At 71.4% G+C, this 24,552-nt stretch carries 22 protein-coding genes and 1 pseudogene; 15 read left to right on the forward strand and 8 right to left on the reverse strand.

What is annotated here, in order from left to right:
* Window positions 1-93: 93 nt before the first annotated feature.
* Complete coding sequence (locus tag CS062_RS18070; RefSeq protein ID WP_233218125.1) at window positions 94-885, reverse strand: beta/gamma crystallin-related protein; 792 nt, start codon at window positions 883-885, stop codon at window positions 94-96.
* A 161-nt stretch (window positions 886-1,046) separates the two neighbouring features.
* Window positions 1,047-2,165: an ATP-binding response regulator gene (locus CS062_RS18075; protein ID WP_158238831.1), complete on the reverse strand. Its 1,119-nt coding sequence runs from the start codon at window positions 2,163-2,165 to the stop codon at window positions 1,047-1,049.
* A 184-nt stretch (window positions 2,166-2,349) separates the two neighbouring features.
* Here CS062_RS18075 and CS062_RS18080 point away from each other — a divergent pair, with 184 nt between their 5' ends.
* From CS062_RS18080 to CS062_RS18105, 6 genes and pseudogenes are all read left to right on the forward strand, one after another.
* Complete coding sequence (locus CS062_RS18080; protein WP_099862977.1) at window positions 2,350-3,213, forward strand: STAS domain-containing protein; 864 nt, start codon at window positions 2,350-2,352, stop codon at window positions 3,211-3,213.
* Window positions 3,210-3,572 (forward strand): annotated as a pseudogene (locus CS062_RS18085) (STAS domain-containing protein); the annotation flags it as partial. The gene CS062_RS18080 and the pseudogene CS062_RS18085, both read left to right, overlap by 4 nt.
* Window positions 3,573-3,633: 61 nt before the next feature.
* Window positions 3,634-4,041: an anti-sigma regulatory factor gene (locus CS062_RS18090; protein WP_099862979.1), complete on the forward strand. Its 408-nt coding sequence runs from the start codon at window positions 3,634-3,636 to the stop codon at window positions 4,039-4,041.
* Between the two features lie 2 nt (window positions 4,042-4,043).
* Window positions 4,044-5,108, forward strand: a complete 1,065-nt coding sequence (locus CS062_RS18095) for an ATP-binding protein (RefSeq protein WP_099862980.1) — start codon at window positions 4,044-4,046, stop codon at window positions 5,106-5,108.
* A 5-nt stretch (window positions 5,109-5,113) separates the two neighbouring features.
* Window positions 5,114-6,046 (forward strand): sensor histidine kinase, encoded by a 933-nt coding sequence (locus CS062_RS18100; protein WP_438270487.1) that lies wholly within the window; start codon window positions 5,114-5,116, stop codon window positions 6,044-6,046.
* A complete protein-coding gene (locus CS062_RS18105) occupies window positions 6,043-8,043 on the forward strand; it encodes a hybrid sensor histidine kinase/response regulator (RefSeq protein WP_099862982.1) in 2,001 nt (666 codons plus the stop codon). The genes CS062_RS18100 and CS062_RS18105 overlap by 4 nt, the downstream gene beginning before the upstream one ends.
* Before the next feature lie 7 nt (window positions 8,044-8,050).
* Here the strand turns inward: CS062_RS18105 and CS062_RS18110 are convergent, their stop codons facing one another.
* Window positions 8,051-10,183 carry a TonB-dependent receptor family protein gene (locus CS062_RS18110; protein ID WP_099862983.1) on the reverse strand — a complete coding sequence of 711 codons (2,133 nt, stop codon included), beginning with the start codon at window positions 10,181-10,183 and terminating at the stop codon, window positions 8,051-8,053.
* Window positions 10,184-10,366: 183 nt separating this feature from the next.
* Between CS062_RS18110 and CS062_RS18115 the strand changes: the two genes are divergently transcribed.
* From CS062_RS18115 to CS062_RS18125, 3 genes are all read left to right on the forward strand, one after another.
* Window positions 10,367-11,788: a PQQ-dependent sugar dehydrogenase gene (locus tag CS062_RS18115; RefSeq protein ID WP_099862984.1), complete on the forward strand. Its 1,422-nt coding sequence runs from the start codon at window positions 10,367-10,369 to the stop codon at window positions 11,786-11,788.
* A gap of 188 nt (window positions 11,789-11,976) precedes the next feature.
* Entirely contained in the window at window positions 11,977-12,300 is a 324-nt protein-coding gene (locus CS062_RS18120; RefSeq protein WP_158238832.1) for a helix-turn-helix transcriptional regulator, read from the forward strand.
* Window positions 12,297-13,718, forward strand: coding sequence for a type II toxin-antitoxin system HipA family toxin (locus CS062_RS18125; protein ID WP_099862986.1), 1,422 nt, complete (start codon window positions 12,297-12,299; stop codon window positions 13,716-13,718). The genes CS062_RS18120 and CS062_RS18125 overlap by 4 nt, the downstream gene beginning before the upstream one ends.
* A gap of 13 nt (window positions 13,719-13,731) precedes the next feature.
* Here the strand turns inward: CS062_RS18125 and CS062_RS18130 are convergent, their stop codons facing one another.
* The 3 genes from CS062_RS18130 to CS062_RS18140 all read right to left on the reverse strand — a co-directional run bounded on the left by CS062_RS18130 (window position 13,732) and on the right by CS062_RS18140 (window position 16,152).
* Window positions 13,732-14,295, reverse strand: a complete 564-nt coding sequence (locus CS062_RS18130) for a hemerythrin domain-containing protein (RefSeq protein ID WP_099862987.1) — start codon at window positions 14,293-14,295, stop codon at window positions 13,732-13,734.
* Window positions 14,292-14,978, reverse strand: coding sequence for a PAS domain-containing protein (locus CS062_RS18135; protein ID WP_099862988.1), 687 nt, complete (start codon window positions 14,976-14,978; stop codon window positions 14,292-14,294). The genes CS062_RS18130 and CS062_RS18135 overlap by 4 nt, the downstream gene beginning before the upstream one ends.
* A gap of 181 nt (window positions 14,979-15,159) precedes the next feature.
* A complete protein-coding gene (locus tag CS062_RS18140; protein WP_099862989.1) occupies window positions 15,160-16,152 on the reverse strand; it encodes an SDR family oxidoreductase in 993 nt (330 codons plus the stop codon).
* Window positions 16,153-16,325: 173 nt separating this feature from the next.
* Between CS062_RS18140 and CS062_RS18145 the strand changes: the two genes are divergently transcribed.
* The 4 genes from CS062_RS18145 to otsB all read left to right on the forward strand — a co-directional run bounded on the left by CS062_RS18145 (window position 16,326) and on the right by otsB (window position 20,315).
* Window positions 16,326-16,538 carry a hypothetical protein gene (locus CS062_RS18145; RefSeq protein ID WP_099862990.1) on the forward strand — a complete coding sequence of 71 codons (213 nt, stop codon included), beginning with the start codon at window positions 16,326-16,328 and terminating at the stop codon, window positions 16,536-16,538.
* 158 nt (window positions 16,539-16,696) lie between these two features.
* Window positions 16,697-17,254 carry a hypothetical protein gene (locus CS062_RS18150; protein WP_099862991.1) on the forward strand — a complete coding sequence of 186 codons (558 nt, stop codon included), beginning with the start codon at window positions 16,697-16,699 and terminating at the stop codon, window positions 17,252-17,254.
* Window positions 17,251-19,539, forward strand: a complete 2,289-nt coding sequence (locus CS062_RS18155) for an alpha,alpha-trehalose-phosphate synthase (UDP-forming) (protein WP_099862992.1) — start codon at window positions 17,251-17,253, stop codon at window positions 19,537-19,539. Before CS062_RS18150 ends, CS062_RS18155 begins: the two co-directional genes overlap by 4 nt.
* Window positions 19,536-20,315 (forward strand): trehalose-phosphatase, encoded by a 780-nt coding sequence (gene otsB, locus CS062_RS18160; protein ID WP_099862993.1) that lies wholly within the window; start codon window positions 19,536-19,538, stop codon window positions 20,313-20,315. The genes CS062_RS18155 and otsB overlap by 4 nt, the downstream gene beginning before the upstream one ends.
* 266 nt (window positions 20,316-20,581) lie before the next feature.
* Here the strand turns inward: otsB and CS062_RS18165 are convergent, their stop codons facing one another.
* Window positions 20,582-21,703, reverse strand: coding sequence for a mechanosensitive ion channel family protein (locus tag CS062_RS18165; RefSeq protein ID WP_099862994.1), 1,122 nt, complete (start codon window positions 21,701-21,703; stop codon window positions 20,582-20,584).
* An 83-nt stretch (window positions 21,704-21,786) separates the two neighbouring features.
* Between CS062_RS18165 and CS062_RS18170 the strand changes: the two genes are divergently transcribed.
* Window positions 21,787-22,146, forward strand: coding sequence for a hypothetical protein (locus CS062_RS18170; RefSeq protein WP_099862995.1), 360 nt, complete (start codon window positions 21,787-21,789; stop codon window positions 22,144-22,146).
* A 96-nt stretch (window positions 22,147-22,242) separates the two neighbouring features.
* Here the strand turns inward: CS062_RS18170 and rpoN are convergent, their stop codons facing one another.
* Window positions 22,243-23,646, reverse strand: a complete 1,404-nt coding sequence (rpoN, locus tag CS062_RS18175) for an RNA polymerase factor sigma-54 (protein WP_233218126.1) — start codon at window positions 23,644-23,646, stop codon at window positions 22,243-22,245.
* Window positions 23,647-24,183: 537 nt separating this feature from the next.
* On the opposite strand from rpoN, the gene CS062_RS18180 reads away from it, so the two are divergent.
* On the forward strand, window positions 24,184-24,552 hold a 369-nt coding region (locus CS062_RS18180), incomplete at its 3' end, for an AI-2E family transporter (protein WP_143742407.1).

A 24,552-nucleotide genomic window follows, 5' to 3' on the forward strand; every position in this document is an offset into this window, starting at 1 on the left:
ACGGGGCGGCCGGGGCGGGGGCGCATGCTAGCGCGCCCTCGTCCCGGCCGGCCCCAGGGATCCTCTCGGGGGGCTGTCGATGACCCTGGCCGATCACTCGCGCGGCTCGCCGCGCGCGTTGACGGTCACGGTCGCTCCCGGCGGCTGCCGGGTCTGCATGTAGTGCTCCTGTCCGTTGAAGCGATAGGTCACGTCCCAGAACTGCGGGTTGCCGCCACTGGGCGCCGCTCCGCAGCGCTGCACATTGCGCACGTCGTTGCGGTTCACATTGCTGCCGACCACCGCGCCGCCGATCGCGCCGGCCGCGGTCGTCACCGCCTGCCCGCCGCCGCCGCCGAACTGATGGCCCAGGATGCCGCCCAGCACGCCGCCGATCACCGCGCCGCCGACGTTGGGTCGGTCCCGCACTTCCTTCTGCTCGATCCAGCAGCGCTGCTGCTCATTGCCCATCACGGCGCGCACCGAGACCACCTGCGCCTGGTACAGCGTCTCTTCGCCACGGCGGTAGTAGGTGGGCTGCGGGTCGGGTCCGTAGCGGTCGCGGCCGACCTCGGCGCGCTCGTCCACCCGGCGCGCCGAGCTGATCCGATTGTCCAGACCCATGGACCGCAGCGACGGATAGCTGCCCGGCTGCAGCACCCGGCAGCGACCGCGATAGTCCGGGTCCTCGCAGACCTCCCAGCGCTCGCCGCGGACCTCGATCGAGGATGCGCGGTCGTTGAAGCCGATCTCCTTGAGGAAGCGGACTTGCGAGTCGATGCCGCCGGTGCGGCCGCGGAACTGCTCGTCCTCGTAGAACGTGATGTCGGCCATCGCCTGGCCGGCCAGGACGCAGGCGGCGGCCGCGACGGCCGCCTTCATCATGCGGGTGGAGCAAGGCTTCATGACGGTCCCCATCATGTGGATGCGATGCTTCCACTGTGGTCCAGCGTCGCGCCGCGGTCTGTCGGGCCGCGCTGTTCCAGGTTGTAGGACGCAATGCCGCGCGCGGACGCGCCTCCGCGACTCCGCGCGACACGGCTGGACCGCTGCCCCATCACGGCCTCTCAACGCTCCGACTGCAGCCGCGGCAGGAGCAGCTCGAACATCGTGCCCTGCCGTGCCCGCGACGCGCCGATCAGTGAGCCGCCATGGGCCCGCGCCACCCGCTCCGGCTCTTCCAACCCGGGCCCGACCTGGGCCGAGGACATGCCCGACACCGGTTCGGTGCCGCCGAACAGGTGGATCGCGGCTTCCGGTTCCAGCACCCGATCGAAACTGATCCGCAGCGTCAGCGATCGGTGGGCCGAGCCGTCGACCTGGATCTGGATCGCGCAGTCGCCCGCATGGGTGGCGCCCTGGATGATCAGCCGGTCGATGGCCTGGGCCATCAGTTCCGGATCGAAGTCGCCGGTGGTGTCGCCCAGGCGCTCGAAGGCCGGCGGCACCCACATCACGGCCTGGTTGCTCTCGACGTCCAGCCGCTGTGCCGCCAGCGAGGCCAGGTCGCCGCGCACCGGCTGGACCTGCAGCAGCTCGCAGGGTCGCCGCGCCAGGCTGCCCAGGTGATCGACCTGGCGGCCCAGCAGCATCGCCGCCGCCTTGACCCGTTGGCCCGCCTTCTGCAGCGAGGGCGACTCGGTCTGGCGGATCAGCAGCTCCGCGTTGAGCATCATGACCGACAGCGGGCTGCGGATGTCGTGGCTCAGCGCGCCCAGCATCAGCGCATTGACCCGCGCCAGGCGCTCCTGCTCGACGATGCGCTCGGCCAGCAGCAGGCGTTGGCGGTGCAGGTCGGCGAAGACGGCGACCTTGCTGCGCAGCACATGCGCGTCCACCGGCTTGTAGATGAAGTCGACGGCCCCGGCCTCGTAGCCCTTGAAGCTGCGCTGCGACTCTTGCGAGCCGGCGGTCAGGAAGATGATCGGAACGTGCCGTGTACGCTCCGCGCCGCGCATCAGCTCGGCCAGCGCGAAGCCATCCATGCCCGGCATCTGCACGTCCAGCAGCGCCAGCATCACGTCGTGCACCAGCAGCAGTTCAAGCGCGGCGGGACCGGATTCCGCCGTCAGCACGCGCAGCCCCGAGTCGGCCAGCAACGCCTTCATCGCGAGCAGGTTCTGCGGCTTGTCGTCCACCACCAGCACGCTGATCTCATCGGCCACGTCGTTCTCCCAATCGTTCATTCGAATGTCTCTGACAGGGGCACCGGGCAACCGGCATGCCCACGCCGTCTCGGGACATTCCCGCCCCCGATCCTCGCCCGACGACATCGGGACGTGTGAAGCGCCAGAGTAGGATCGCGCCCGCCGCGCCATGCCGCGCACTTTTTTTGCCCATCCCGGCGTCAACCGCGCCCCAGAGGACCCGATGAAACAGAACAGCGCCGCCGTCGAAGATCTCCTGTCCACCCAGCGCGACCGGGTGCTCGCCGAATGGCAGGCCGAACTGGGCACCGGCGGTCGCGCGCTGCCCAGCGAGGGCCGCGAGACCGGCGAACTGCTGGACGCCCTCCTGTCCGGCGTGCGCGCCAGCGGCAATACCGAGAACTTCGACGACGCCGCCTGGACGCCGGTGCGCGAGGTGCTGGCGGGGCTGTCGCGCTCGCGCGCTGCCCAAGGCTCGACGGCCGCCGACACCAGCCGCTTCGTGCTGGCGCTCAAGAAGCCGCTGTTCGCCGGCCTGCAACGCCGCTTCGGCGACCAGCCGGCGGTGCTGGTGGACGCGACCTGGGAGGTGTCCTCCCTGGTGGACCACATGGCACAGCACACCGTCAGCATCTACCAGCGCAGCCGCGAGGACATCATCGCCCGGCAGCAGCAGGAACTGCTGGAGCTCTCCACCCCCGTGGTCAAGCTCTGGGACGGCGTGCTGGCGGTGCCGATGATCGGCACGCTCGACAGCGGCCGCACCCAGCTGGTCATGGAAACGCTGCTGCAGCGCATCGTCGAGACCGGCTCCGCGCTGGCGATCATCGACATCACCGGCGTACCGACCGTCGATACGCTGGTCGCCCAGCATCTGCTCAAGACCGTCACCGCCATCCGGCTGATGGGCGCGGACGCGATCATCAGCGGCATCCGGCCGCAGATCGCCCAGACCATCGTGCACCTGGGCATCGACCTGGAAGGCATCACGACCAAGGCGACGCTGGCCGACGCGCTGGCACTGGCGATGCGGCGCGCCGGCTTCGTCGTCACCAAGGCCAAGGCCGCCGCGGGCGGCGCCGCATGACGACCCGCATCCCCATCCTGCGCATGGGCAGGACGCTGCTGGTCACCATCCAGGTCGACCTGCAGGACCAGACCGCACTGGCGCTGCAGGACGACCTGGCCAACCGCATCCAGGAGACCGGCGCGACCGGCGTGCTGATCGACATCTCCGCGCTGGAGATCGTCGACTCCTTCATCGGCCGCATGCTGGCCGGCATCTCGGGCATCGCCCGGGTGCTGGGCGCCAACTCGGTCGTCGTGGGCATGCAGCCGGCGGTGGCGATCACGTTGGTGGAACTGGGTCTGTCGCTGCAGGGCGTGAGCACCGCGCTGGACGTCGAGCGCGGCATGGCGCTGCTGCGCCGCGCCGACGAGCAGGCGCAGGCCGCGCTCGACGACGACGCGGCCGCGCCGACCGACGACGACATCGAGGAGCCGCCCGGTGCCGGCCGCTGAATCCGCCGGCGCGCTGCCGATCCGCGGCGAATCCGACATCGTCCTGGCACGCCAGCTGGTGCGACGGCTGACGCAGGAGCTCCGGTTCTCGCTGGTCGACCAGACCAAGATGATCACCGCGGCCAGCGAGCTGTCGCGCAACACGCTGATCTACGGCGGCGGTGGCGAGATGACCTGGCAGTTCGTCCAGGCCGGCGTGCGCACGGGCCTGCAACTTGCCTTCATCGACCAGGGGCCGGGCATTCCGGATCTGGAGCTGGCGATGAAGGATGGGTGGACCTCGGGCAACGGGCTGGGCATGGGCCTGTCCGGCAGCAAGCGACTGGTGAACGACTTCGAGATCGACTCCGCGCCCGGACGCGGCACGCGCGTGACGATCACGCGCTGGAAGTAGCCATGCGCCCGCATCGCCGCTTCCCCATCGACGATGTCAGTCAGGTGGGCGAGGCCCGGCGGGCCGCGCAGGCGCTCGCCGCCGAACTGGGCTTCGACGAGGAGGCCGCCGGCCGCCTGGCCCTGGCGGTGACCGAGCTCGGCACCAACCTGGTCCGGCATGTCGGCCCCGGCCGCCAAGCCGAACTGTTGATCGGCCCCGATGCCGTGCGCGGTCCCGACCCGGCGCCCGCCCTCCAGGTGCTGGCCCTGGACCGGGGCGATGGCATGGACCTCGAGCGCTGCCTGCGCGACGGCTACAGCACCGGCGGCTCGTCCGGCACCGGCCTGGGCGCGATCCGGCGCCAGGCCGACCGCTTCGGCGCGTTTTCCGCGCCCGGCCGCGGCACGGTCATCGCGACCCGCTTCGCGGTGCGGGGCGAGCGCAGCACCGTTCCCCCGCGCCCCCCGGCGTTCGACATCGCCGGGCTGTCGCTCGCGGCGCCTGGCGAATCGGTGAGCGGCGACGCCTGGGCCTTGCGCCGCGACGGCGCGCAGTGGTCGCTGGCGCTGGCCGATGGCCTCGGCCATGGCCCCGAGGCGGCCCTGGCGGCGGACCGGCTGATGGCGCTGCTGGACGAGGCGACGCCGGGCCTGCTCGCCTCGCCGGCCGGCTTCCTGGACAGCGCGCACGAGCCGCTGCGCAGCACGCGCGGCTGCGCCGCCGCGATGGTCTCGCTCGGCGAAGGCGGGGCGCCGCTGCGGTTCGGCGGCGCCGGCAACATCACCGGGCGTTTGATCTCCGGCGTGGCTGACCGCTCGCTGATGTCGCAGCACGGCACGCTCGGGATGCAGGTCCGTCGCCTGCAGGATGTGGTCTACGATTGGCCGCCCCACGCGGTGCTGGTGCTGCACTCCGATGGCATCGTCAGCCGCTGGTCGCTGGCGGAGACGCCTGGCCTGCTGCAGGCCGACCCGGCGGTGATCGCCGGATGGATCGCCCGGGACCACCTGCGCGGCCGCGACGATGCGACCGTCGTCGTGGCGCGGCGCCATGAAGGACAGTTGGGACAGTTGGAACGCGCATGACGCCCATGAACGACACCCCGGCCACCGCCCCGGATGCCGCCGCGCTGCAGGCCGCGCTGGCCGAGGCGCGCGCCCAGGTCGAGGCCCTGCAGACCGAGCTCGACGAGACCAACCGCGGCGTGCTCGCGCTGTACGCGGAGCTCGACACCCAGGCCCAGCAGCTGCGCCAGGCGACCGAGCTCAAGAGCCGCTTCCTCGCCTACATGAGCCATGAGTTCCGCACGCCGATCTCGTCGATCCGCAGCCTGACGCGGCTGCTGCTTGACCGCGTCGACGGTCCGCTGACGCTGGAGCAGGAACGGCAGATCAACTTCATCCGCACCACGTCGGAGGAGTTCGCCGACATGGTCAACGACCTGCTCGACCTGGCCAAGGTCGAGGCCGGCCGCATCGACATCTCGCCGGCCTGGTTCGAGCTGGTCGACCTGTTCGCGGCGCTGCGCGGCATGTTCAAGCCGGTGCTGGTCAATCCGGAGGTGCAGCTGGTCTTCGAGGAGCCGCACGGCGTCTCGCAGCTCTTCACCGACAACGCCAAGCTCTCCCAGATCCTGCGCAATTTCATCTCCAACGCGCTGAAGTTCACCGCGCAGGGCGAGGTGCGCGTCAGCGCCGTGGTCGACGCCGGTCCGGACGGCGCGGACGAGATCAGCTTCTCCGTCCGTGACACCGGCATCGGCATCGCGCCGGAATTCCACGGCGCGATCTTCCAGGACTTCGCCCAGATCGACTCGCCGATCCAGAAGCGCCTGCGCGGCACCGGCCTGGGCCTGTCCCTCAGCAAGCGGCTGGCGGAACTGCTCGGCGGCCGCGTCAGCCTGAGCAGCGAGCCGGGCGTGGGGTCGGTGTTCTCGGTGACGCTGCCGCTGCGGCTGCCCGGCGCGACCGATGCGGCAACCGGCACGGAGACCGACGCCGTCAGGGAAGTGCCCGACGCATGACCGAGCCGCACGTCATCGACCGCTCGCAGCACCGGCTGCTCGTCGTCAACGACGATCCGGTGGGTCGCTACACCACGGTGCGCCTGCTCAATGCGGCGGGCTTCCCGACGCTGGAGGCGGCCAGCGGCGCCGAGGCGCTGCGCGCCGCCGAGCAGCGCCCGTCCGCTGTCGTGCTGGACATCCACCTGCCCGACATCGACGGCTTCGAGCTGTGCCGGCGGCTGCGCGCCCAGGCCAGCACCTTCCGGCTGCCGGTCATCCACCTGACCGCCGCCTACCTCACCGACGAGGACAAGGTCCGCGGCCTGGACGCCGGCGCCGATGCCTACCTGACCCACCCGGTCGAGCCGGCGGTGCTGGTGTCGACGATCCAGGCTCTGGTGCGCACCCGCGAAGCCGAGGAGGCGATGCGGCGCAGCGAGGCCAAGTTCCGCGCCGTCTATGCGCAGGCGCCGATCGGCATCTGCCTGATGAAGGCCGGGGACGGCACGCTGCTGGAGGCCAATCCCGCGATGCTGGCGCTCCTGGCGCCCGGTGTGGAGGACGGTGAGGCGGTCGTGGGACGCCTGCTGACGGACTTCGTTCCGGACGAGGACCTGGCTGCCGCGCGGGCCTTCATCTCGATGCTCGGCAGCGAGGGCGCGCGCGCGGAGTTCCCGCTGCGCTCGAACGCCGGCGGCGTGGTGCCGGTCGAATGGACCGCCTCGCCGCCGATCGAGCCCGGCATCTGCATGGCGATGGCCTCGGACATCTCGCAGCGGCAGTTGCTCGCGCGGCAGCGCCAGGAGCTGCTCGACCGCGAGCGCGCTGCCCGTGGCGAGGCCGAGCGGCTCTCCCGCATGAAGGACGACCTGATCGCGGTGCTGTCGCACGAGCTGCGCACGCCGCTGAACGCGATCATGGGCTGGACGCATGTGCTGCAACGGCACAGCCCGCCGGAGCTGCTCGTCAAGGGGCTGGCGGCGATCGACCGCAATGTGTCGATCCAGGCGCGGATGATCACCGACATCCTGGACATGTCCCGGCTCAACATCGGCAAGCTGCCGCTGATGCGGGAACGCATCGAGGCCGGCGCGGTGCTGCGCGAGGCGGTCGCGGTGGTCCAGCACACCCTGGACGAGAGCGGCCATCGGCTGGCACTCGACCTGCGGGACGAGGCGACGCTGCTGCTGGCCGACGGCGGCCGGCTGCAGCAGGTGATCTGGAACCTGCTGGGCAACGCAGCCAAGTTCTCGCCGCGCGGCAGCACGATCACCCTGACGCTGCGGGCCGCCGATGGCGGCGTGTGCGTCGAGGTGCGCGACGAGGGTCAGGGCATCGCGCCGGAGTTCCTGCCGCATGTCTTCGACCGCTTCAGCCAGAGCGACGCGGCCAGCAGCCGCCAGCACGGCGGGCTGGGCCTGGGCCTGGCGATCGTCAAGAGCCTCGTGGAGGCCCATGGCGGCTGGGTGGACGTCCGCAGCGAAGGCCGGGGGCGCGGCGCGGCCATCCGCTTCTGGCTGCCTGGCGCCGACAACGCGCCGCCCGACGTCGATACCGGCCCTGGCGCCCTGAGCGTCTTCGGCGCGCTCGGCGACACCGGCACCGGCACCGGCGATGGCCCGGCGATCGTGCTGCCGGGCCTGCGCGTGCTGGTCGTGGACGATGACGTGGACGCCGGCGCGATGCTGAAGCTGATCCTCAGCGAGCGCGGCGCGCAGGTGACCGTGGTGCACGGCGCGGACGAAGCGCTGCTGGCCCTGGCCGGCAACGCCTTCGACCTGCTGATCAGCGACATCGGCATGCCGGGCCGCGACGGCTACGACCTGTTGCGCGACATCCGCGGGCTGGAGCAGCCCGGCGAGCGGCTGCCGGCGATCGCGCTGACCGCCTTCTCGCGCGACGTGGACCGGCAGCAGGCGCTACAGGCCGGCTTCGACGCCCATCTGGCCAAGCCGCTCAAGCCGCCGCTGCTGATGCGCCTGGTGGCCCAGATCACCGGCGCGGCCGTGGGCTGAGACCGGATCAGCCGCCGCCCGGCGAGGCGGCGCGCAGCGACAGGCCCAGCCAGAAGGCCCGGCCGGGCGCCGGCTCGTAGAAGCGACCGTTGCCGTCATTGACGATCACGCTGCCGGCGTAGCGGCGGTCGGCCAGGTTGTCGATGCGCGCGACCAGCTCGGCCCGCAGTGCACCGAGGGTCCAGCCATGGCGCGCCCGCAGGTTGAGCACGCCGTAGCCGGCCGCCCATTCGCTGTTGAGGTCGTTGACCGCGGTGCGCTTGACGCCGCGCCACTCGACGGCCAGTTCACCGTCGCGCGCCGTCTCGAACGGCCGCCATGCCAGCTCGGCGTAGGCGCTGCCGCCGTTCGTGCCGGCGATGCGGTTGCCGGACGACACCGGCACGTTGGCGGACGGGCAAGGCGTGCCGACGCAGGTCAGGAAGCCATCGCGGTAACGCGCCTTCAGCGTGCCGAGCGCCCACTGCGCCCGCCAGCGCGGCGTCGCATCCCAGCTGCCGGCCAGTTCCACGCCGCTGCGCCGCGTGCGGCCGACATTCTGGAAGCTCGACCGCCCGCCGCTGTTGGACAGCACGCCGATCTCGTCACGGGTCGCGACATGGAACACCGTGGCATCGAGCGAGACCTCCCCCGCGCGCCACTTGGCGCCCAGCTCCTGCTGGGTGCTCTTCTGCGGCCGCAGGCCCGCATTGAAGCCGCCCTGCCCGTCCGCCCGGTAGGCGAGCTCGTTGAGCGTCGGCGATTCGAAGCCGCGGCCGATGGCGGCATGCACCAGCAGCGCCGGCGTCAGTCGCCATCCGAGCCCGACGGCCGGCGTCGCATAGCGGTAGCGCATCGCGCCGGAGTCGTCGCCGTTGGTCAGGAAGCGGTCGCGGGCGGCCAGGCGCACCCGACCGGCTCTCAGGCCAGCGCTGGCGTTCAGCGTGGCCGTCAGCGGCAGTTCCAGCTGCGCATACGCCTCGCGCGTGATCGCCTCGTTGCCTTCGTCGCGCCGCAGCGCGCCGGTCACGCCGAGGCGCTGGGCCGCGCCGGTGCCGACGAAGTTCTCGTAGCCCTGGCGATCGTCCTCCTGGCGCTCCGTGTTCACGCCGGTGACCAGCGTCGCCGCGCCGATGCGCCACAGCGCGCGGGCGTCGATGCCGTCGTAGTCGCGGCTGAAGTCGACCACACCGCCACCGCTGCCCGGCGGCGTCTGCGCGGCGACCGGAATGGACTGCCACTGCGTCACCGCGCGCCGGCCGGCATAGGCGGTCAGCACGCCCTCGGCCAGCGGGCCTGCCGCATCGAACTGATGGCGCCATCGCATGCCGAGTTGCGTCTGCCGCGCGTTCTTGCGGGTGTCGAACTGCGTCGCCGGCGCCGCGGTCTGGTCCGGATCGGCCGCGAGCTGCGCCGCGGTCAGCCCCAGCGGATCTTGCGCGCGCTGGTCGATGTCGCTCAGCAGGAGCAGCACCTGGTCACGCGCGCCGGTCCATGCGAGCCGCCCGTTCGCCAGGGTCCGCCGCGCCGCGCTGTGCGGCCGGCTGCCGTCGATCTCCAGGTGGGAGGCGCCCAGCCGGGCCTCCCAACCATCGCGGAAGGGCGTGCCGGCCTGGATCCTCGTCTGGCGCAGCCCGGCGCTGCCGGCATCCAGGTCCAGTTCCGCGAAGCGCTCCCGCACCGGCGCGCTCACCAGCGCGATCACCCCGCCCGAGCTGTTGCCGTACAGCGCGGTGAACGGCCCGCGCAGCACCTCCACCCGCGCGGCGGAGGCCAGGTCGAAGTGCGTCACCTGGCCCTGGCCGTCGGGCATCGTGGCGGGGATGCCGTCGGTGTACAGGCGCAGCCCGCGCACGCCGAACGGTGCCCGGGCACCGAAGCCGCGCGACGAGAGCTGCAGGTCCTGCGCATAGTTCTGCCGGTTGTTGGCGGTGAGTCCCGGCACGCGACTCAGGGCCTCGGACAGATGAATACCCGGACCGGCGCCACGCAGCGTGTCGGCGTCGACCACCGATGCCGCATACGGCGCGTCCTGCAGCGCGCGCTCGGAGGTGCTGCCGGTGACCACCACCGCCGGCAACGCCGCCGGTTGGCCCTGCGCGGCGGCCAGGCCCCATCCCCACAGCGCCGCGGCGCCGATCCATTCCCTCGTCGATCGCATGAAGTCCCCGGTGAATGACGGACCGCGACGATACGCGGCCCGGCGCCCCTGGGAGCAATCGGGATGCCAGCGGCGCGGATCGCGCGCGGGCCCGGGCACCTCGCTTGCTGGCCGGGACGAGGTGCCGCGCCCGGACGCGGCGTCCCGGGTCCGCGCCCGGATCCCATCCCGCCTGGAGTCCGAATGAACGACAACACTGCCCGGCGCTTCGCGCGCCCCGCCGCCGCCGGCCTCGCGCTGGCGGCCCTCGCCGCCGTCGCGGCGCTCGGCCACCAGGCCGTGCTCGCGCTCGAGGCGCAGACCACCACGCCACCGGGCTATGGCCCCAACCCGACGCTGCCCGAGCCGCAAAAGACGCTGGTGCCGACGGTCAAGGTGGCCAAGGCGGTCGGCTGGCCCGCGGGTGCCAAGCCGCAGGCCGCGCCCGGGCTGGCGGTCACGCGCTTCGCCGACAAGCTCGACCATCCGCGCTGGCTGCATGTGCTGCCCAATGGCGACGTGCTCATCGCCGAGACCAATGCGCCGGTGCGCCCCGACGACGGCAAGGGTCCCAAGGCCTGGATCACCAAGCAGTTCCAGAAGAAGGCCGGCGCGACGCCCAAGAGCGCCAACCGCATCACGCTGCTGCGCGATACCGACGGCGACGGGGTGGCGGACCAGCGCTTCGCCTTCGCCGAGGGCCTGAACTCGCCCTTCGGCATGGCGCTGATCGGCAACAACTTCTACGTGGCCAACACCGACGCGGTGGTCCGTTTCCCCTACGCGACCGGGCAGACCCGGCTCGCCGGCGCGCCGGTCAAGGTGGCGGACCTGCCGGGCGGCACGATCAACCACCACTGGACCAAGAGCCTGATCGCCAATGCCGAGGGCACCAAGCTCTACGCGGGCATCGGCTCCAACAGCAACATCGCGGAGAACGGCCTGGAGAACGAGCAGCGTCGCGCCGCGATCCTCGAGATCGACCTGCAGAGCGGCGCCTCGCGCGTCTTCGCCTCGGGGCTGCGCAACCCGGTGGGCCTGGCCTGGGAGCCCACCAGCAAGGCGCTGTGGGTCGCGGTGAACGAGCGTGACGAGCTCGGCGACGACCTGGTGCCCGACTACATCACCTCGGTGCGGGACGGCGGCTTCTACGGCTGGCCCTACAGCTGGTACGGCCGACATGTCGACGAGCGGGTCAAGCCGCAGCGGCCGGAGCTGGTCGAGCAGGCGCTGGTGCCGGACTACGCCGTCGGCGCGCACACCGCCTCGCTGGGGCTGGCCTCGGCGGATGGCAACCAGCTGACGCAGGACTATGCGCACGGCATGTTCATCGGCCAGCACGGCTCCTGGAATCGCAAGGTGCCGGCCGGCTACAAGGTGGTCTTCGTCCCCTTCGTCGGCGCCAAGCCCAGCGGCATGCCGATCGACGTGCTGACCGGCTTCCTCGATGCCAAGGGCCAGGCGATGGGCCGGCCGGTGGGCGTCGCGATCGATCGCCAGGGGGCGCTGCTGGTGGCGGACGATGTGGGCAACGCGATCTGGCGGGTGACCGCGGCTGGCGCCGCCGGGCCGCGCGCGGCCTTCCCGGCCGCGGCCGGCGCGGCCAGCACGCCCGCCTCGCGCTGAGGCGCGGCTCGAGCGGACCCGGGGTCTGCGCCGCGCGCCGCCGTGCCGCCTTCTGGCCCGGCGAGAGATCTCGACGAAGAATGGCACCTTGGTGCCATTTTTATTTTTTTACGCACTATATTGCTGATCTTCTTGACGGTGACAGCGCAATAAAGTACTGTTTTCACGTCGATCAGCAATTCATTACCATGCTCACCCTCCCGGAAATCGCCGACACCCTGCGGGACGCCGCCAAGCGCAATGGCTGGACGCAAGCCCGCCTGGCCGAATCGTCCGGCGTGTCGCCGCGGACGCTGACCCACGTGCTCAGCGGCGAGGAGGACTTCCGTCTCACCACGCTGATGGCGCTGGCCGACCGATTGGGGCTGGAGCTGCTGCTGGTGCCCAAGGGCGCGGCGCGGGCGCTCGGCGCCGGCGAGGAACTCGGTCCGCCGGTCCGGTCGGTCGTGACCGAGGCGCTCGACGCCCTGCATGCGTCGGCTGATGCCACCGCTTCGAAGGCCTCGCGATGAACGTCAAGGCGCTGGCGATCCACCTGGGCGAGCTCCGCCTCGGCGTGCTGTTCCAGTACGCGCTGCCCGGCGCGTCGGTGACCAACCGGTTCGTCGCCGACGAGGACCTGGTCGCGCGCGCCGGCGCGGCCATGCCCACGCTCTCGCTGTCGATGCGCGCGGCCACGCCGCAGGCCCAGGCGGCGGTCTGGCGGGACATCCGGTCCGCCAGCTTCAACGGTCGCCACTCGGCGAAGAACGGCTGGCTGCTGCCCGCCTTCTTCCAGAACCTGCTGCCCGAGGGCGTGTTCCGCGACCATGTCGCCGCGCTGCGCCACTGCGCCCCCAACGACCACTTCGAGATGCTGGCTGCCTGCGGCAAGGACCTGCCCGGCAATGTCCACGCGCTGCCGGTGGAGCTGTCGCGGGACGAGCTTGCCCGCTACGTCACCCAGGGCCAGGACGCGCTGGAGATGTCGGTCACCGCGGATCCGCTCGAGGAAGGCGTCTCGCTGTCGGGCGTGCAGCCCAAGCTGGGTGTCATCCGCGACGGCGACCGCTACGTCGGCCGCACCAAGGACCACGACACCCACATCATCGCCAAGCTGCCGGTCGTCGGACAGCCGCTGCTGCCGGAGGTGGAAGACCTGACCCTGCGCCTGGCGCGCGCGGCCGGCGTGGACACCTGCGAGGCGACGCTCGAGCCGCTGGAGCGCCTCGGACTGCCCCATGGCTACGACCTCGGCGACGCGACCGGGCAGACCCGCTTCCTCGCGGTCACGCGCTTCGACCGCTCGCCGGCGGGTCGCCTCCATGTCGAGGACTTCGCCCAGATCCTGGGCCGCATGCCGGAGGACAAGTACGGCGGTGGTCCGGACGGGCGGCCGGTGACCTACCTGGACATCGCCGCGGTGCTGATGGCCGAGCCCTCGATGGGGCAGCCGGCGGTGCACGAGCTGCTGCGCCGGCTGGTGGTCAACGAGATGGTCGGCAATGCCGACATGCATTTGAAGAACATCGGCGTGCGCTACCTCGACGGGCTCACGCCGACGCTCTCGCCGGCTTACGACCTGGTCGCCTACGCCGTCTATCACCGCCTGCGCGGCCACGCGCTGCTGATCCTGCCGCCCGAGTACCTGCCGCGCCGCGCGCGGACCGCCGGGGACGCGGCGACAGCGCCGCAGTCGATCTCGCCGGCGCTGCTGCAGGCCTTCTGCGACCGGCTGCGCATCCCGGTCAAGCCGGCGGAGCAGGCGATCTCGCGCTGCGTCAAGGCGGCCTTCACGCACTGGCCCGAGATGATCGAGGCCTCGTCGCTGACCGCGCAGCAGAAGCAGCGGCTGCTGGCGCATTTCCAGGCACACGAGCTGGTGGCCTCGCTGGCCCGGCGGGCGGCGCGCGCGACCGGACGATCCGACGGCGAGGCGGCGGCGCGGTGAAACCGGCGGACGCTCAGGCGTCCTGCTGCCGCTCGTATTCCGCGCTCTCCACCATCAGCTCGTCGCGCCACTGGCGTTCCAGCTCGTCGCGGCGACGACGCAGCGCGCTCGACAGCGAGGGCCAGTCCACCGACGAGGCATGCGTCAGCCGCGGCAGGATGCCCTGCTCCACGTCCTTGGCGTGGTGGCCGACGTAACGGCCCAGCACACCGACCAGGGGCGCGAACTGCGCGTCGTCGGCGCGCATCCGGCGCAGCTGCGACATCAGGATCCGCACGACCAGATGCTCGATCTCGGCCTCGTTGATCAGCCGCCGCTCCACGGCGCCGATCTCGGGGCACCTGCGGACCGCCGGGTAGAACAGCTCTTCCTCCAGGGTCGCATGCACCGTCAGCAGCGCGCAGGTGCGGCGCACCAGCGCCTCGCACGACTCGTGGTCCCCCAGCGCCCAGAGACGGTCGAACTGGTGGAAGGCATGCTGCGCGCGCTGGTGGTCGTCGATCAGCAGGGCCACGACCTCGTCACGCGCCATCAGGTCGGCGCGGAAATCGCTCCTGGGCAGGACATGGGCTCTCATGCCGGTTCTCCCTGCTCGAGGCACTCCGCCTGATGGTGCTCGAGGCGTTGGCGCGCCGGCGTGGCGTGGTCGTCGTGGTAGCGCCTCGGGCCGTCGGGGTGGACGCCCGGATCGTCCGGATGCTCGTGCGGTGCCTGATCGGGACCGGGCGCAGGCGGCTCGGCCGGCGGCGCCTCGCCGGAGCGCTTCGGCGCGTCGGGCGCGGGGCCTGCCGCGATGCGGTGCGCCGCAGGCATCACGGCCTGGAGGTCGTCGCCGTCGTCACGGCCTTCCGGCCCGTCCCACAGCTGCTGCCAGGACGACTCTCCCAGCGCCTGGGCATCGAGCGGCGCCTCGCCGAGCGCCTCGATGACGCCCAAGGTCCGCAGCGCGCCGCTGAGCGGATCGCGGCGGCGGAAGCGCCGGTCACGCACGCGGTAGAGGTGCAGGTCGGCGCCGATGATCCGGTACTCCCGCACATGCCCGTCGCCATGCGGCAGATCGTCGGCGCAGAACGGTCGCGGCAGCTCGCCGGCATCGGCCGGCAGCACCGCGTGGTTCCACTGGATCGGGTCGTCGAGCAGCGCTTGCGGCGTCAGGCCGAGCAGCCCTTCCACCGAGGCGCTGACGTGCAGCAGCCGTTGACTCGCGACGTCGGCGCACCAGACCAGGTGCCAGGGCGTCTCGAAGGCCTTGTCGTTCATGAGGCGGGTCTCCTTGGACTTCCGGAGGGCGGTGGATGCGGGCGGGGGACCGCCATCGAGAGGCTCCGGGCAATCGCGGTGCCGTCCCCGATCCGGGGACAGCGACCGCGCATTCGCTCCTTTGAACGCCCCTGGGGCGCCCTCGGGACCGCCCCCTTCGGACACGCCCCGGGAGCGATCCTCAGATGGCCCCGACGCTGCCGGTCACCGGCAGCACGATGCCGGTCACGTAGCCCGAGCACACCGGCGACGCCAGGTAGACGTAGGCCGGCGACAGCTCCTCGGGCTGCGCGGCGCGCTTCATGTCGCTGGTGGCGCCGAACTCGGGCACCTTGTCGGCGGGCGAGTCGGCCGGATTCAGCGGCGTCCAGACCGGCCCCGGCGCGACCGCGTTGACGCGGATGCCCTTGGGCAGCAGGTTCTGCGCGAGCGACTTGGTGAAGGCGTGGATCGCCCCCTTGGTCGAGGCGTAGTCCAGCAGCGTCGCGCTGCCGCGCAGCCCGACCACCGAACCGGTGTTGATGATGCTCGCGCCCTGCTTCAGGTGGGGCAACGCCGCCTGCGCCATGTGGAAGTAGCCGAAGATGTTGGTCCTGAAGGTGAGTTCCAGCCGCTCCTCGGTCAGGTCCTCGAGCGTCGCCGCGTGCTCCTGGAACGCCGCGTTGTTGACCAGCACGTCCAGCCGCCCGAAGCGCTGCACGACCTTCTGCACCGCTTGCCGACAGAACTCCCGGTCCTGCACGTCGCCGCGGATCAGCTCGCAGCGGCGGCCTTCGGCCTCGACATGGTGCTGGGTCTTGCGCGCATCCTCGTCCTCCTCGAGGTAGACGATCGCCACGTCCGCGCCCTCGCGGGCGAACAGCACCGCCACCGCGCGTCCGATGCCGGAATCTCCGCCGGTGACGATCGCCGTCATGCCGTCGAGCTTGCCGCTGCCGCGGTAGTCCGGCGCCAGGAAGCGGGGCGCGAGGCCCAGGTCGCGCTCCTCGCCCGGCTTGTCCAGGTGTTGCGCGGGGAAGCGGCTGGGCTGCTCGCGCGCGCCGGCCTGCACCGGCTGGTCCTTCGAGGACTTCTTGCCGGCCTCCTGGGCCTGCTTCTCCTGGTCCTTGACGTCCTGCTGATGCTGGACGTGCTGCTGCTTCTCCACGGTGTCCTTCACGGTCTTCGTCGTCATGGGGTACTCCTTCGGAACGGTGATCGATGCCGGGAATCGGCAAGCGCCAGACCGGGCCGCGCATCCGCGGCCATGGGCGCTCGCCTCGTTCTCGCGCACGCCTTCCGCACGCGCGAGAGCGGCTCATGCCGGGCGCGCCGCTTGCAGACAGTCGGGCGACACAAGGACCGCCCATGACGCCATTCGCCCCGCCGCTCTACGCCCACACGGTGCCGCCCAGCCCGCCCCATCCGAACGAAGTTCCCTTCGTGCCACCGCCGCCGCATGGTCCCGCGCCCGAGCCGGACGACCAGCCGCCCGATGTCATCGACCCGCCGATTCCGGGCGAGAACCCGGTCCCGGTGCGAGAGCCCCCGTACATGCCACCGCCGACGGCCATCAACTGAGGCCGGTCGACGGGGCGTCGCGGGCCGCTCGCGGGCCCTCGCAGGCAGGGCGAGGGCGAACCTCGTGCGCCGCGTTCGGAGAGAGGCCGCACCAGGATCGGGCGGCACGGCGATTGCCGTTGTCAGGGGCTTGTTTCCCTCTGTCACAGGAGTCGCCTTTGAATGCATTGCTGCTCCCGGCGCTGCGCCGGGCATGCGCCGACGGCGTGTTGGCCAGCCTGTTCTCGGGACTGGCGCTGTTGCGCGGCAGCCGGTCCGACCATGCCCATCTGGTCGGCCGTTCCGAGTACCGCGTCGGCCGCCCGCCCTTGCAATCCGCCGCTGCCAACCTGGCGCTGCACACCGCCACCGGGCTGGTGTGGGGCGCGCTCTATGACCGCATCCGCGCGTTGCGTCCCCGGCCGACCCGGGCCAATGCGGTCGGTGACGCGCTGCTGCTGACGGCGGTCGCCGTCGGCATCGACCGCGTCGTCACCCCGAGCGTGCTGACCCCGGGCGCCGACAAGCGCGCCACGGCCGCCGGCACCCGGCCGCCGTCGATGGCGAGCCTGTTGATGATCTACGGCGGCTTCGCCGCCGGGCTGGCGCTGGGCGGCTTGCACGCGCTGCGCCGCGACCCGCGCACCGAGGGGTTCGACGTCGACGAGGATGACGACGACGCCGACCACGGCTTCCTGGCAGACCTCGCGCCCCGACGCGCGGGCGGCCGGGCATGAAGTCGCTGCACCTCCAGCTGCGTTTCCTGGTCCCGCTGCTGATCACCCTCACCGTCGCGGCGCTGCTGGCGCTGCCTCTGCTGGACCGCATGACCCTGCGCTGGTTCTCGCGCGACCTCAGCGCCCGCGGCGCGATGGTGGCCAAGACCCTCTCGGTGGCGATCGCGGACATCGAGCCGGGCGCCAAGCGCGACCGCCTGCGCAACCTGCTCGAGCGCGGCGTGCTGGACGAGCGCCTCGTCGGCATCGCCCTGTGCGGCCCCGACGGCACGCAGGTGATGAGCACCAAGGGCTTCCCCGACACCCTGGGCTGCAAGGAGGCCGAGCTCACAGCCACGCAGAAGGACCCGCGGCTGGAGCTGTCCAGCGGCGCGGTGCACGTCGGCGTCTTCCCGGTGAATCCGCAGCAGGCGGACGGCGAGCGGCTGGTGCTGCTGCACGACCTCAGCCTGCCCGACCGCCGCAGCCTGGACACGCGGCGCTACATGATCATCTTCATCATGGTCCTGGGCCTGGCCGTGGCCGTCATCACGATGATCGTGGCGCAGCTCAGCTGGCGCGGCTGGGTCTCGGGCATGCGCGCGATCCTGCGCGGCGAGGGCCTGGTGCGGCCGCTGCTCAACACCACCGGCCTGCGCGGCGGCCCCGAAACCGCGCCGCCCGAGCTGCAGCCGCTGGAGGTCGAGATCCGGCAGCACATCCGCGAGCTGGAGGACAACCTCTACCGCGAGCACGGCCCGCTCACCCCCTGGGACCCGGACCGCCTGCGCGGCCTGCTGCGCACGCAGTTGCGCGGCGACCAGGTCATCGTCGTTTCCAACCGCGAGCCCTACATCCACCAGCGCGGCCCGAACGGCATCTCGGTCAGCCGTCCGGCCAGCGGCCTGGTCACCGCGGTGGAACCCGTCATGCGGGCCTGCTCCGGCACCTGGATCGCGCACGGCAGCGGCAGCGCGGACCAGGAGGTCGTCGATGCCAACGACCGCGTCGCCGTGCCGCCCGACACCCAGGAGTACGTGCTGCGCCGCATCTGGCTCAGCGACGACGAGGAGCGCGGCTACTACCAGGGCTTTGCCAACGAGGGCCTGTGGCCGCTGTGCCACGTCGCGCATGTGCGACCGGTCTTCCGCGAATCCGACTGGGCGCAGTACCGCGCGGTCAACCAGCGCTTCGCCGATGCGGTCGTCGCCGAGGCGCGCGGCGACGACCCGGTGGTCCTCGTGCAGGACTACCACTTCGCGCTGCTGCCGGCCATGGTGCGGGAGAAGCTGCCCAAGGCGACGATCATCACCTTCTGGCACATCCCCTGGCCCAACCCGGAGTCCTTCGGCATCTGCCCATGGCGGCGCGAACTGCTGCAGGGCATGCTCGGCAGCACCATCCTGGGCTTCCACACCCGCTTCCACTGCAAGAACTTCACCGAGACGGTGGACCGCTACCTCGAGGCCCGCATCGAGCACGAGCACTCGACCATCAGCTACCAGGGCGAGCCGACGCTGGTGCAGAGCTACCCGATCTCCATCGCCTGGCCGACCGACGAGGAGCGGGCCGGTTGGCCCTCTCCGGCGGACGCGCGCGCGGCGGTCTTCGAGCGCCTGCAGCTCGGGCCCGACACGGTGATGGCGGTCGGCGTCGATCGCTTCGACTACACCAAGGGCATCCTGGAGCGGCTGCATGCGGTCGAGCGGCTGCTCGAGAAGTACCCGCAGTGGCAAGGCCGCTTCGTGCTCGTGCAGGTCGCCGCGCCCACGCGCAGCGCGCTCGAGGAGTACCGCGAGTTCCAGGACCGCATCCACCGCGTCACCGAGCGCATCAACCTGCGCTTCGGCGGCGCGGGCTACAAGCCGGTGCTGCTGCTGGCCGAGCACCATGACCACTCGGCGCTGATGGAGCTCTACCGCGCGGCCCACATGTGCGTCGTCACCAGCCTGCACGACGGCATGAACCTCGTCTGCAAGGAGTTCATCGCCGCGCGCGACGACGACCAGGGCGTGCTGATCCTCAGCCGCTTCGCGGGCGCCGCGCGCGAGCTGCCGGAGGCGCTGGTCATCAATCCGTATCACGTCGAGGAGACCACCGATGCCCTGCACCGTGCCGCCACCATGCCGCCGCAGGAACAGCGCGAGCGCATGGCGAGCCTGCGCATGACGGTGCGCGAGTTCAACGTCTACCGCTGGGCCGGCCGCATGCTGACCGATGCCGGCCAGTGGCGCCTGCGCGAGCGCATCACGCGGCGGGTCCAGCGCCGCGCGCGCGAGTCCGGCGAGGAGGCTCTCACGCCATGAGGCCGGTGCGCTACCTGCTCGACGCGGAGGGCCGCGCCGCCCTCGCCCGCCTGATGACCCGCCGACCGCTGCTCGGTTTCGACTTCGACGGCACCCTCGCGCCCATCGTCATGCATCCGGACGAGGCGCGCATCCCGGCGCGCACCGCCGCCCTGCTGGCGCGGCTCGCGGAGCGGGTGCCGATCGCGGTCGTCAGCGGCCGCCAGGTGCTGGACGTGCGGCACCGGCTGGGGTTCAAGCCGACGCACATCGTCGGCAACCACGGCGCGGAGGACGAGTTCGACGGTCCTGAGCCGCGTCTCGTCACCACGCTCGAGGCCTTCCGCCAACAGGCGCGGCGCCTGGCCCCGATGCTGGCCGAGGCTGGCGCGACGATCGAGGACAAGGGCGCCTCGATGGCGATCCATTACCGGCTCGCGCCTGACCCGGTGCTGGCCCGCGAGGCGATCGCCACCTTGCTGCGCGAGTTGCCGCCCGGCATCGAGGCGGAGCAAGGCAAGCGCGTGGTCAACATCCTGGTCGAGAACGCGCCGGACAAGGGCCACGCGATGCAGCGCCTGGCCCACCGCTATGGGGCGGAGTGCGGCTTCTACATCGGCGACGACACCAACGACGAGCCCGCCTTCGAGCGCGCTGGCGATGACTGGGTGACGGTCCGCGTCGGCCCCCGTCTGGACGATAGCCACGCCCGCTACTACCTCCGGGAGCAATCCGAGATCGACGACGTCCTGCGCCTGATGCTCTCGCACCTAGACGCCCCACGCACGGTCCCCTGACGCTCCACGTCTGGCCCCGATCGCAGCCGCGCCCCGGACTCACGCAAGCCACGGTGTCTCGGGATCAGACCGACCGGGTCCCCTTTTCGGAACTTAAGGAGGGATTGCCGGCTACGCCGGCGGAGGGACTTCGCTCGGACACAAACAGTCCTGAGGACTGTTTGTGCCTAGCGAAGGCCTGGGGCCTCTGGCCCCAGGCATGGAGAAAAGGGGACCCGGTCGGTCTGAGCCGCGCTCGGTCCCCGCAGGTCATACCGCGAGGCGCTTCAAGGCGCCGGCGACGGCGGCAACGACGGCTTGATGACCGGCGCCGCTGGCGCCGGCACATCCTCCACCAGCGCCCGAACTCGCGGCAGCGACTGCGGATAGGTCTTCTGCAGCCAGGCGATGAGACCCTCCCGCAATTCGCAGCGCAGGTCAAAGGCCTTGCCGGAGTCCTTCGCACTGACCAGCACCCGGATCTGCATGGTGCGCTCGGTCGTCTCCACGACTTGCACCCCGCACACGCGGCCGTCCCAGTGCGCCGATGCCTTGCACATCGCCGTCGCCTTCTCCCGGAGGTCCTGCACGGGCAGGGTGAAGTCGACCCAGAGCATGACGGTGCCGAGGATGCTGGCGCTGGTGCGGGTCCAGTTCTGGAACGGGTGTTCGATGAACCACTGCAGCGGGATGATCAGCCGGCGTTCGTCCCAGACCTTGAGCACGACGTAGGTCGAGGTGATCTCCTCGACCCGGCCCCATTCGCCTTCGATGATGAGCACGTCGTCGAGGCGGATCGGCTGGGCCATCGCGATCTGCAGGCCGGCGAGCAGGTTCCCGAACACGGAGCGTGCGGCCAGGCCGAAGACCAGCCCGGCGATGCCGGCCGAGGCCAGCAGGCTGGCGCCGACCTGCTTCGCGCGCGGGAAGGTCATCAGCACGAAGGCGAGCGCGGTGAGCATCACCGCGCCTTTGGCCACCCGTGCGAGCACCTTGGTCTGCGTCTGGATGCGACGGGCCGCGAGGTTGTCCTCGACATCGGCGGGATGCATCAGCGCCACGCCCTGCGCGACGCCGGTGATCGCGCCGGCACCCACGGCCGCGAGCGACAGGATGGTCAGCACGCCCAACAGATGCTGCACGCCGCCGATGCCGGCGACGGTATCGGGCACGCCCTGCGCGGCGATCAGCAGGCCGATCAGCGGCAGTGCCCAGCGCGCCGGGTTGTCGCAGCGTTTCACCACCGCGGTCAGCAGCGGCGAGAAGCGGGTCAGCCGCAGCGCGATCGGGCGCAGGATCGCGTGCAGCAGGAGCGCACCCGCCACCACCGCCAGGGCGCCGAGCAACAACTGACCCCACAGCAGCAGGTCGCCATCGAGGAGGTTGAATCGAGTCTTCCAGGCTTGCATGCGGCCGGGACCGGCAAGTCCCGTTCCGGCGCCGGGCCGGCCGCTTGCCGGACGGGGGGTGATTCCACGATCAGGAGACCGACATGGCCGACAACAAGACCCGACCGTCACCCGGCGACGCGGATCAGCCGCGGCGCCTGCTGGACCAGGCTCCGGTCGCGCCGGGCACGCAGGCGCCCGACGCGCAGCCGCGACACCAGGAGGACCTGCAGCTGCCTCACGAGCGCGACCAGAGCGTGCGAGGCGACTCGACCGGCAGCCACGGTACCGGCGCCGCCGGCGAGCGCCAGCGCGAGGTCATCGGACAGGCTGGGGACGATCTGAAGCAGGGGCAGGTCGACACCGACCTGCGCGCCACGCCCGGCCTCGATGCCGAACGGCGCGACCGCATGGTCCCCGGTGCGCCGCCCGCCGGTCCGACCCGCCGCGGCGGCGGCGGTTAGCCGAGGCCGAGCCGCCTGACAGCGCTCCAATGAAAACAGGGCCTCAGTCGGGCCCTGTCCTTGTCTCCGTCACGCCTCGCGAATGATCGTCGATCGTCAGCTGTGCTGGCGGCGCCGTTCCACCGCATCGATGCGCAGCATCTGGCGGTACTTGGTCACCGTGCGCCGCGCGACGACCAGGCCCTGACGGGCCAGCTGGCGCGTGATCTCGGCGTCGGACAGCGGGTTCTCGGGCCGCTCGGCCTCGATGATGTCCTTGATCAGCCCGCGGATCGCGGTGCCGGAGCACGCGCTGCCGTTGCTGCTGACGATCGCGCGGGAGAAGAAGTACTTGAGCTCGTACACGCCGGTCGGCGTCGCGAGGTACTTGTTGTTGGTCACCCGCGAGACGGTCGATTCATGGATGCCGACCTCGTCGGCGATCTCCTTCAGCCCCAGCGGCTTCATCGCCATCGCGCCGAATTCGAGGAAGTGGCGCTGCCGGCGCACGATCGCGCTGGCCACGTCCAGGATGGTCGAGAAGCGCTGCTCGATGTTGCGCATCGTCCAGCGCGCCTCCTGCAGGTGATTGGCCATCTCGGCATGACCCTGCTGGCGATGGCGCTGGAACAGCTCCGCATAGACCTGGTTCATCCGCACCTTCGGGATGACCGCCGGATTGAGTTGCACGCGCCACTGGCCGCGCACCTTGGTCGTCAGCACGTCCGGCACGATGTAGGCCGCCTGCGTCGTCTCGTAGCGCCAGCCCGGCCGCGGATCGAAGCGGCGCAGCTTCAGGCAGACGGCCTCCGCCTCGGCAACGCTGACGTCCAGCAGCTGCGCCAGCGCCGGCACGTCGCGCGAGGCCAGCAGGTTCAGGTGCTGGGTGATGATGCGCTCGGCCAGCCGGCGGCTGCGAGCGTCCTCGATCTTGGGCAGCTGCAGCAGCAGGCATTCCGCGACGCTGCGGGCACCCACGCCCAGCGGGTCCAGCGCCTGCACCCGCTTGAGCGCGATCTGCATCTCTTCCAGCGCCACCGGCGGCTGCATCTGGGCGACCGCCGCCAGTTCCTCCAGCGAGCTGCGCAGATAGCCGTCGTCGTCGACCGATTCGGCCACGATGGTGGCCAGCACCAGATCGCGCGGCGACAGGCGCAGCACATTGAGCTGGCTGCGCAGGTGCTCGCGCAGGCAGGTCTGCGCGGCGGTCATCTCGAGCGCGCTGAGCTCGCCGTCTTCGGCCCGGCGCATCGAGCCGGAGCTCTCCGCGCGCCAGATCTCGCGATCGTCGGGCAGCGGCTCCGGCGTTTCGGCCATCACCGGCGACGGCGCGACCGGCACGTCGGCGTCCAGCGGCAGGGCTTCATCCGAGCCCTCGGTGACTTCGAGGAAGGGATTGCGCCCCAGCATGTCGGTGACCATGGTGGAGAAATCCAACGAGGACATCTGCAGCAGCCGCACGGCATGCTGGAGGCGAGGCGACAGTGTCTGCGACTGCTTGTGCTCGTGCCTGAGTTCCATTGCTCCCACTTGTGAGACTCCTGTCCGGTAGAGGATGAAACTGCCCGCAACCGGTTCCGGAGGTCCCCGCCGCGCAGGACGGGAACAGGTTGCACGCAGTGCCGGCGAACCGGCCTGATGGTCCCTCAGCGCAAGGACCATGCCACCTCGGCGCGGCGGTTTCACATCGCGGAGCCGGTGTCATCCGGCGTGCCTGCCAGAAAGCCGCAAACCCACTGGGCACGGGGCCTGCCGGCGAATTGGCCGGACGCGAGGGCGACGGCGGATTCGCCGGTCGCGAGCCGGGCCGCCGCTGCTGGCGCAGCCGCGGGGCCCCTTCCACCGCCCCGATCGAGCAAGGCTTTCGGCACCGTTTACCGATGGCCGGAGGGCGCGCACCCGCTCGTCGAAGAAGACGCCCGGGACTTGGACGGGTAACCACCCGTACCGTGCCCGCGCCCCACGCGACCGCGCGTCCCACGGGGCGTGAATCCCGGCAGTTGGCCCGGGGCTTGCTTCGAGCGTCCGACAGCCCCGTTCCTCCGTCATCCTTACATCTTGCGAGCCGCCACCCTGCCCCCGACCACGATGCGCCGCTGGGCGACGCGCGGACTCCTGTTGATCGCGCTGGTCTTCCTGCTGAAGGAGGCGAGCGCCATCGTCCTGCCGGTGCTGGTGGCCCTGATCCTGACCTTCGTCCTGGCGCCGGCGGTGCGGACGATGCGGCATCACGGCATGCCGGAATCGGTGAGCGCCGCGATGCTGGTGACGACCGTGGTGGGCTGCAGCGTGCTGAGCGTGGCGCTGCTGGCGGAACCGGCCGCGCAGTGGTGGCAGCGCGCGCCCGAGGCGGTGTCGCAGGCGCTGAACCGCGTCGATCGGTGGCGCGCGTCGATCCCGGGCTTCGGCCCGCCGGTCGAGCGGCGC

This window comes from Roseateles chitinivorans (genome assembly GCF_002761755.1).
Taxonomy (GTDB): Bacteria; Pseudomonadota; Gammaproteobacteria; order Burkholderiales; family Burkholderiaceae_C; genus Roseateles; species Roseateles chitinivorans.

Coding starts and splice junctions, on each gene's coding strand:
- CS062_RS18070 (WP_233218125.1), bottom strand. CDS start 885: ATGAAGCCTTGCTCCACCCGCATGATGAAGGCGGCCGTCGCGGCCGCC.
- CS062_RS18075 (WP_158238831.1), bottom strand. CDS start 2,165: ATGAACGATTGGGAGAACGACGTGGCCGATGAGATCAGCGTGCTGGTG.
- CS062_RS18080 (WP_099862977.1), top strand. CDS start 2,350: ATGAAACAGAACAGCGCCGCCGTCGAAGATCTCCTGTCCACCCAGCGC.
- CS062_RS18095 (WP_099862980.1), top strand. CDS start 4,044: ATGCGCCCGCATCGCCGCTTCCCCATCGACGATGTCAGTCAGGTGGGC.
- CS062_RS18100 (WP_438270487.1), top strand. CDS start 5,114: ATGAACGACACCCCGGCCACCGCCCCGGATGCCGCCGCGCTGCAGGCC.
- CS062_RS18105 (WP_099862982.1), top strand. CDS start 6,043: ATGACCGAGCCGCACGTCATCGACCGCTCGCAGCACCGGCTGCTCGTC.
- CS062_RS18110 (WP_099862983.1), bottom strand. CDS start 10,183: ATGCGATCGACGAGGGAATGGATCGGCGCCGCGGCGCTGTGGGGATGG.
- CS062_RS18115 (WP_099862984.1), top strand. CDS start 10,367: ATGAACGACAACACTGCCCGGCGCTTCGCGCGCCCCGCCGCCGCCGGC.
- CS062_RS18120 (WP_158238832.1), top strand. CDS start 11,977: ATGCTCACCCTCCCGGAAATCGCCGACACCCTGCGGGACGCCGCCAAG.
- CS062_RS18125 (WP_099862986.1), top strand. CDS start 12,297: ATGAACGTCAAGGCGCTGGCGATCCACCTGGGCGAGCTCCGCCTCGGC.
- CS062_RS18130 (WP_099862987.1), bottom strand. CDS start 14,295: ATGAGAGCCCATGTCCTGCCCAGGAGCGATTTCCGCGCCGACCTGATG.
- CS062_RS18135 (WP_099862988.1), bottom strand. CDS start 14,978: ATGAACGACAAGGCCTTCGAGACGCCCTGGCACCTGGTCTGGTGCGCC.
- CS062_RS18140 (WP_099862989.1), bottom strand. CDS start 16,152: ATGACGACGAAGACCGTGAAGGACACCGTGGAGAAGCAGCAGCACGTC.
- CS062_RS18145 (WP_099862990.1), top strand. CDS start 16,326: ATGACGCCATTCGCCCCGCCGCTCTACGCCCACACGGTGCCGCCCAGC.
- CS062_RS18155 (WP_099862992.1), top strand. CDS start 17,251: ATGAAGTCGCTGCACCTCCAGCTGCGTTTCCTGGTCCCGCTGCTGATC.
- otsB (WP_099862993.1), top strand. CDS start 19,536: ATGAGGCCGGTGCGCTACCTGCTCGACGCGGAGGGCCGCGCCGCCCTC.
- CS062_RS18165 (WP_099862994.1), bottom strand. CDS start 21,703: ATGCAAGCCTGGAAGACTCGATTCAACCTCCTCGATGGCGACCTGCTG.
- CS062_RS18170 (WP_099862995.1), top strand. CDS start 21,787: ATGGCCGACAACAAGACCCGACCGTCACCCGGCGACGCGGATCAGCCG.
- rpoN (WP_233218126.1), bottom strand. CDS start 23,646: ATGGAACTCAGGCACGAGCACAAGCAGTCGCAGACACTGTCGCCTCGC.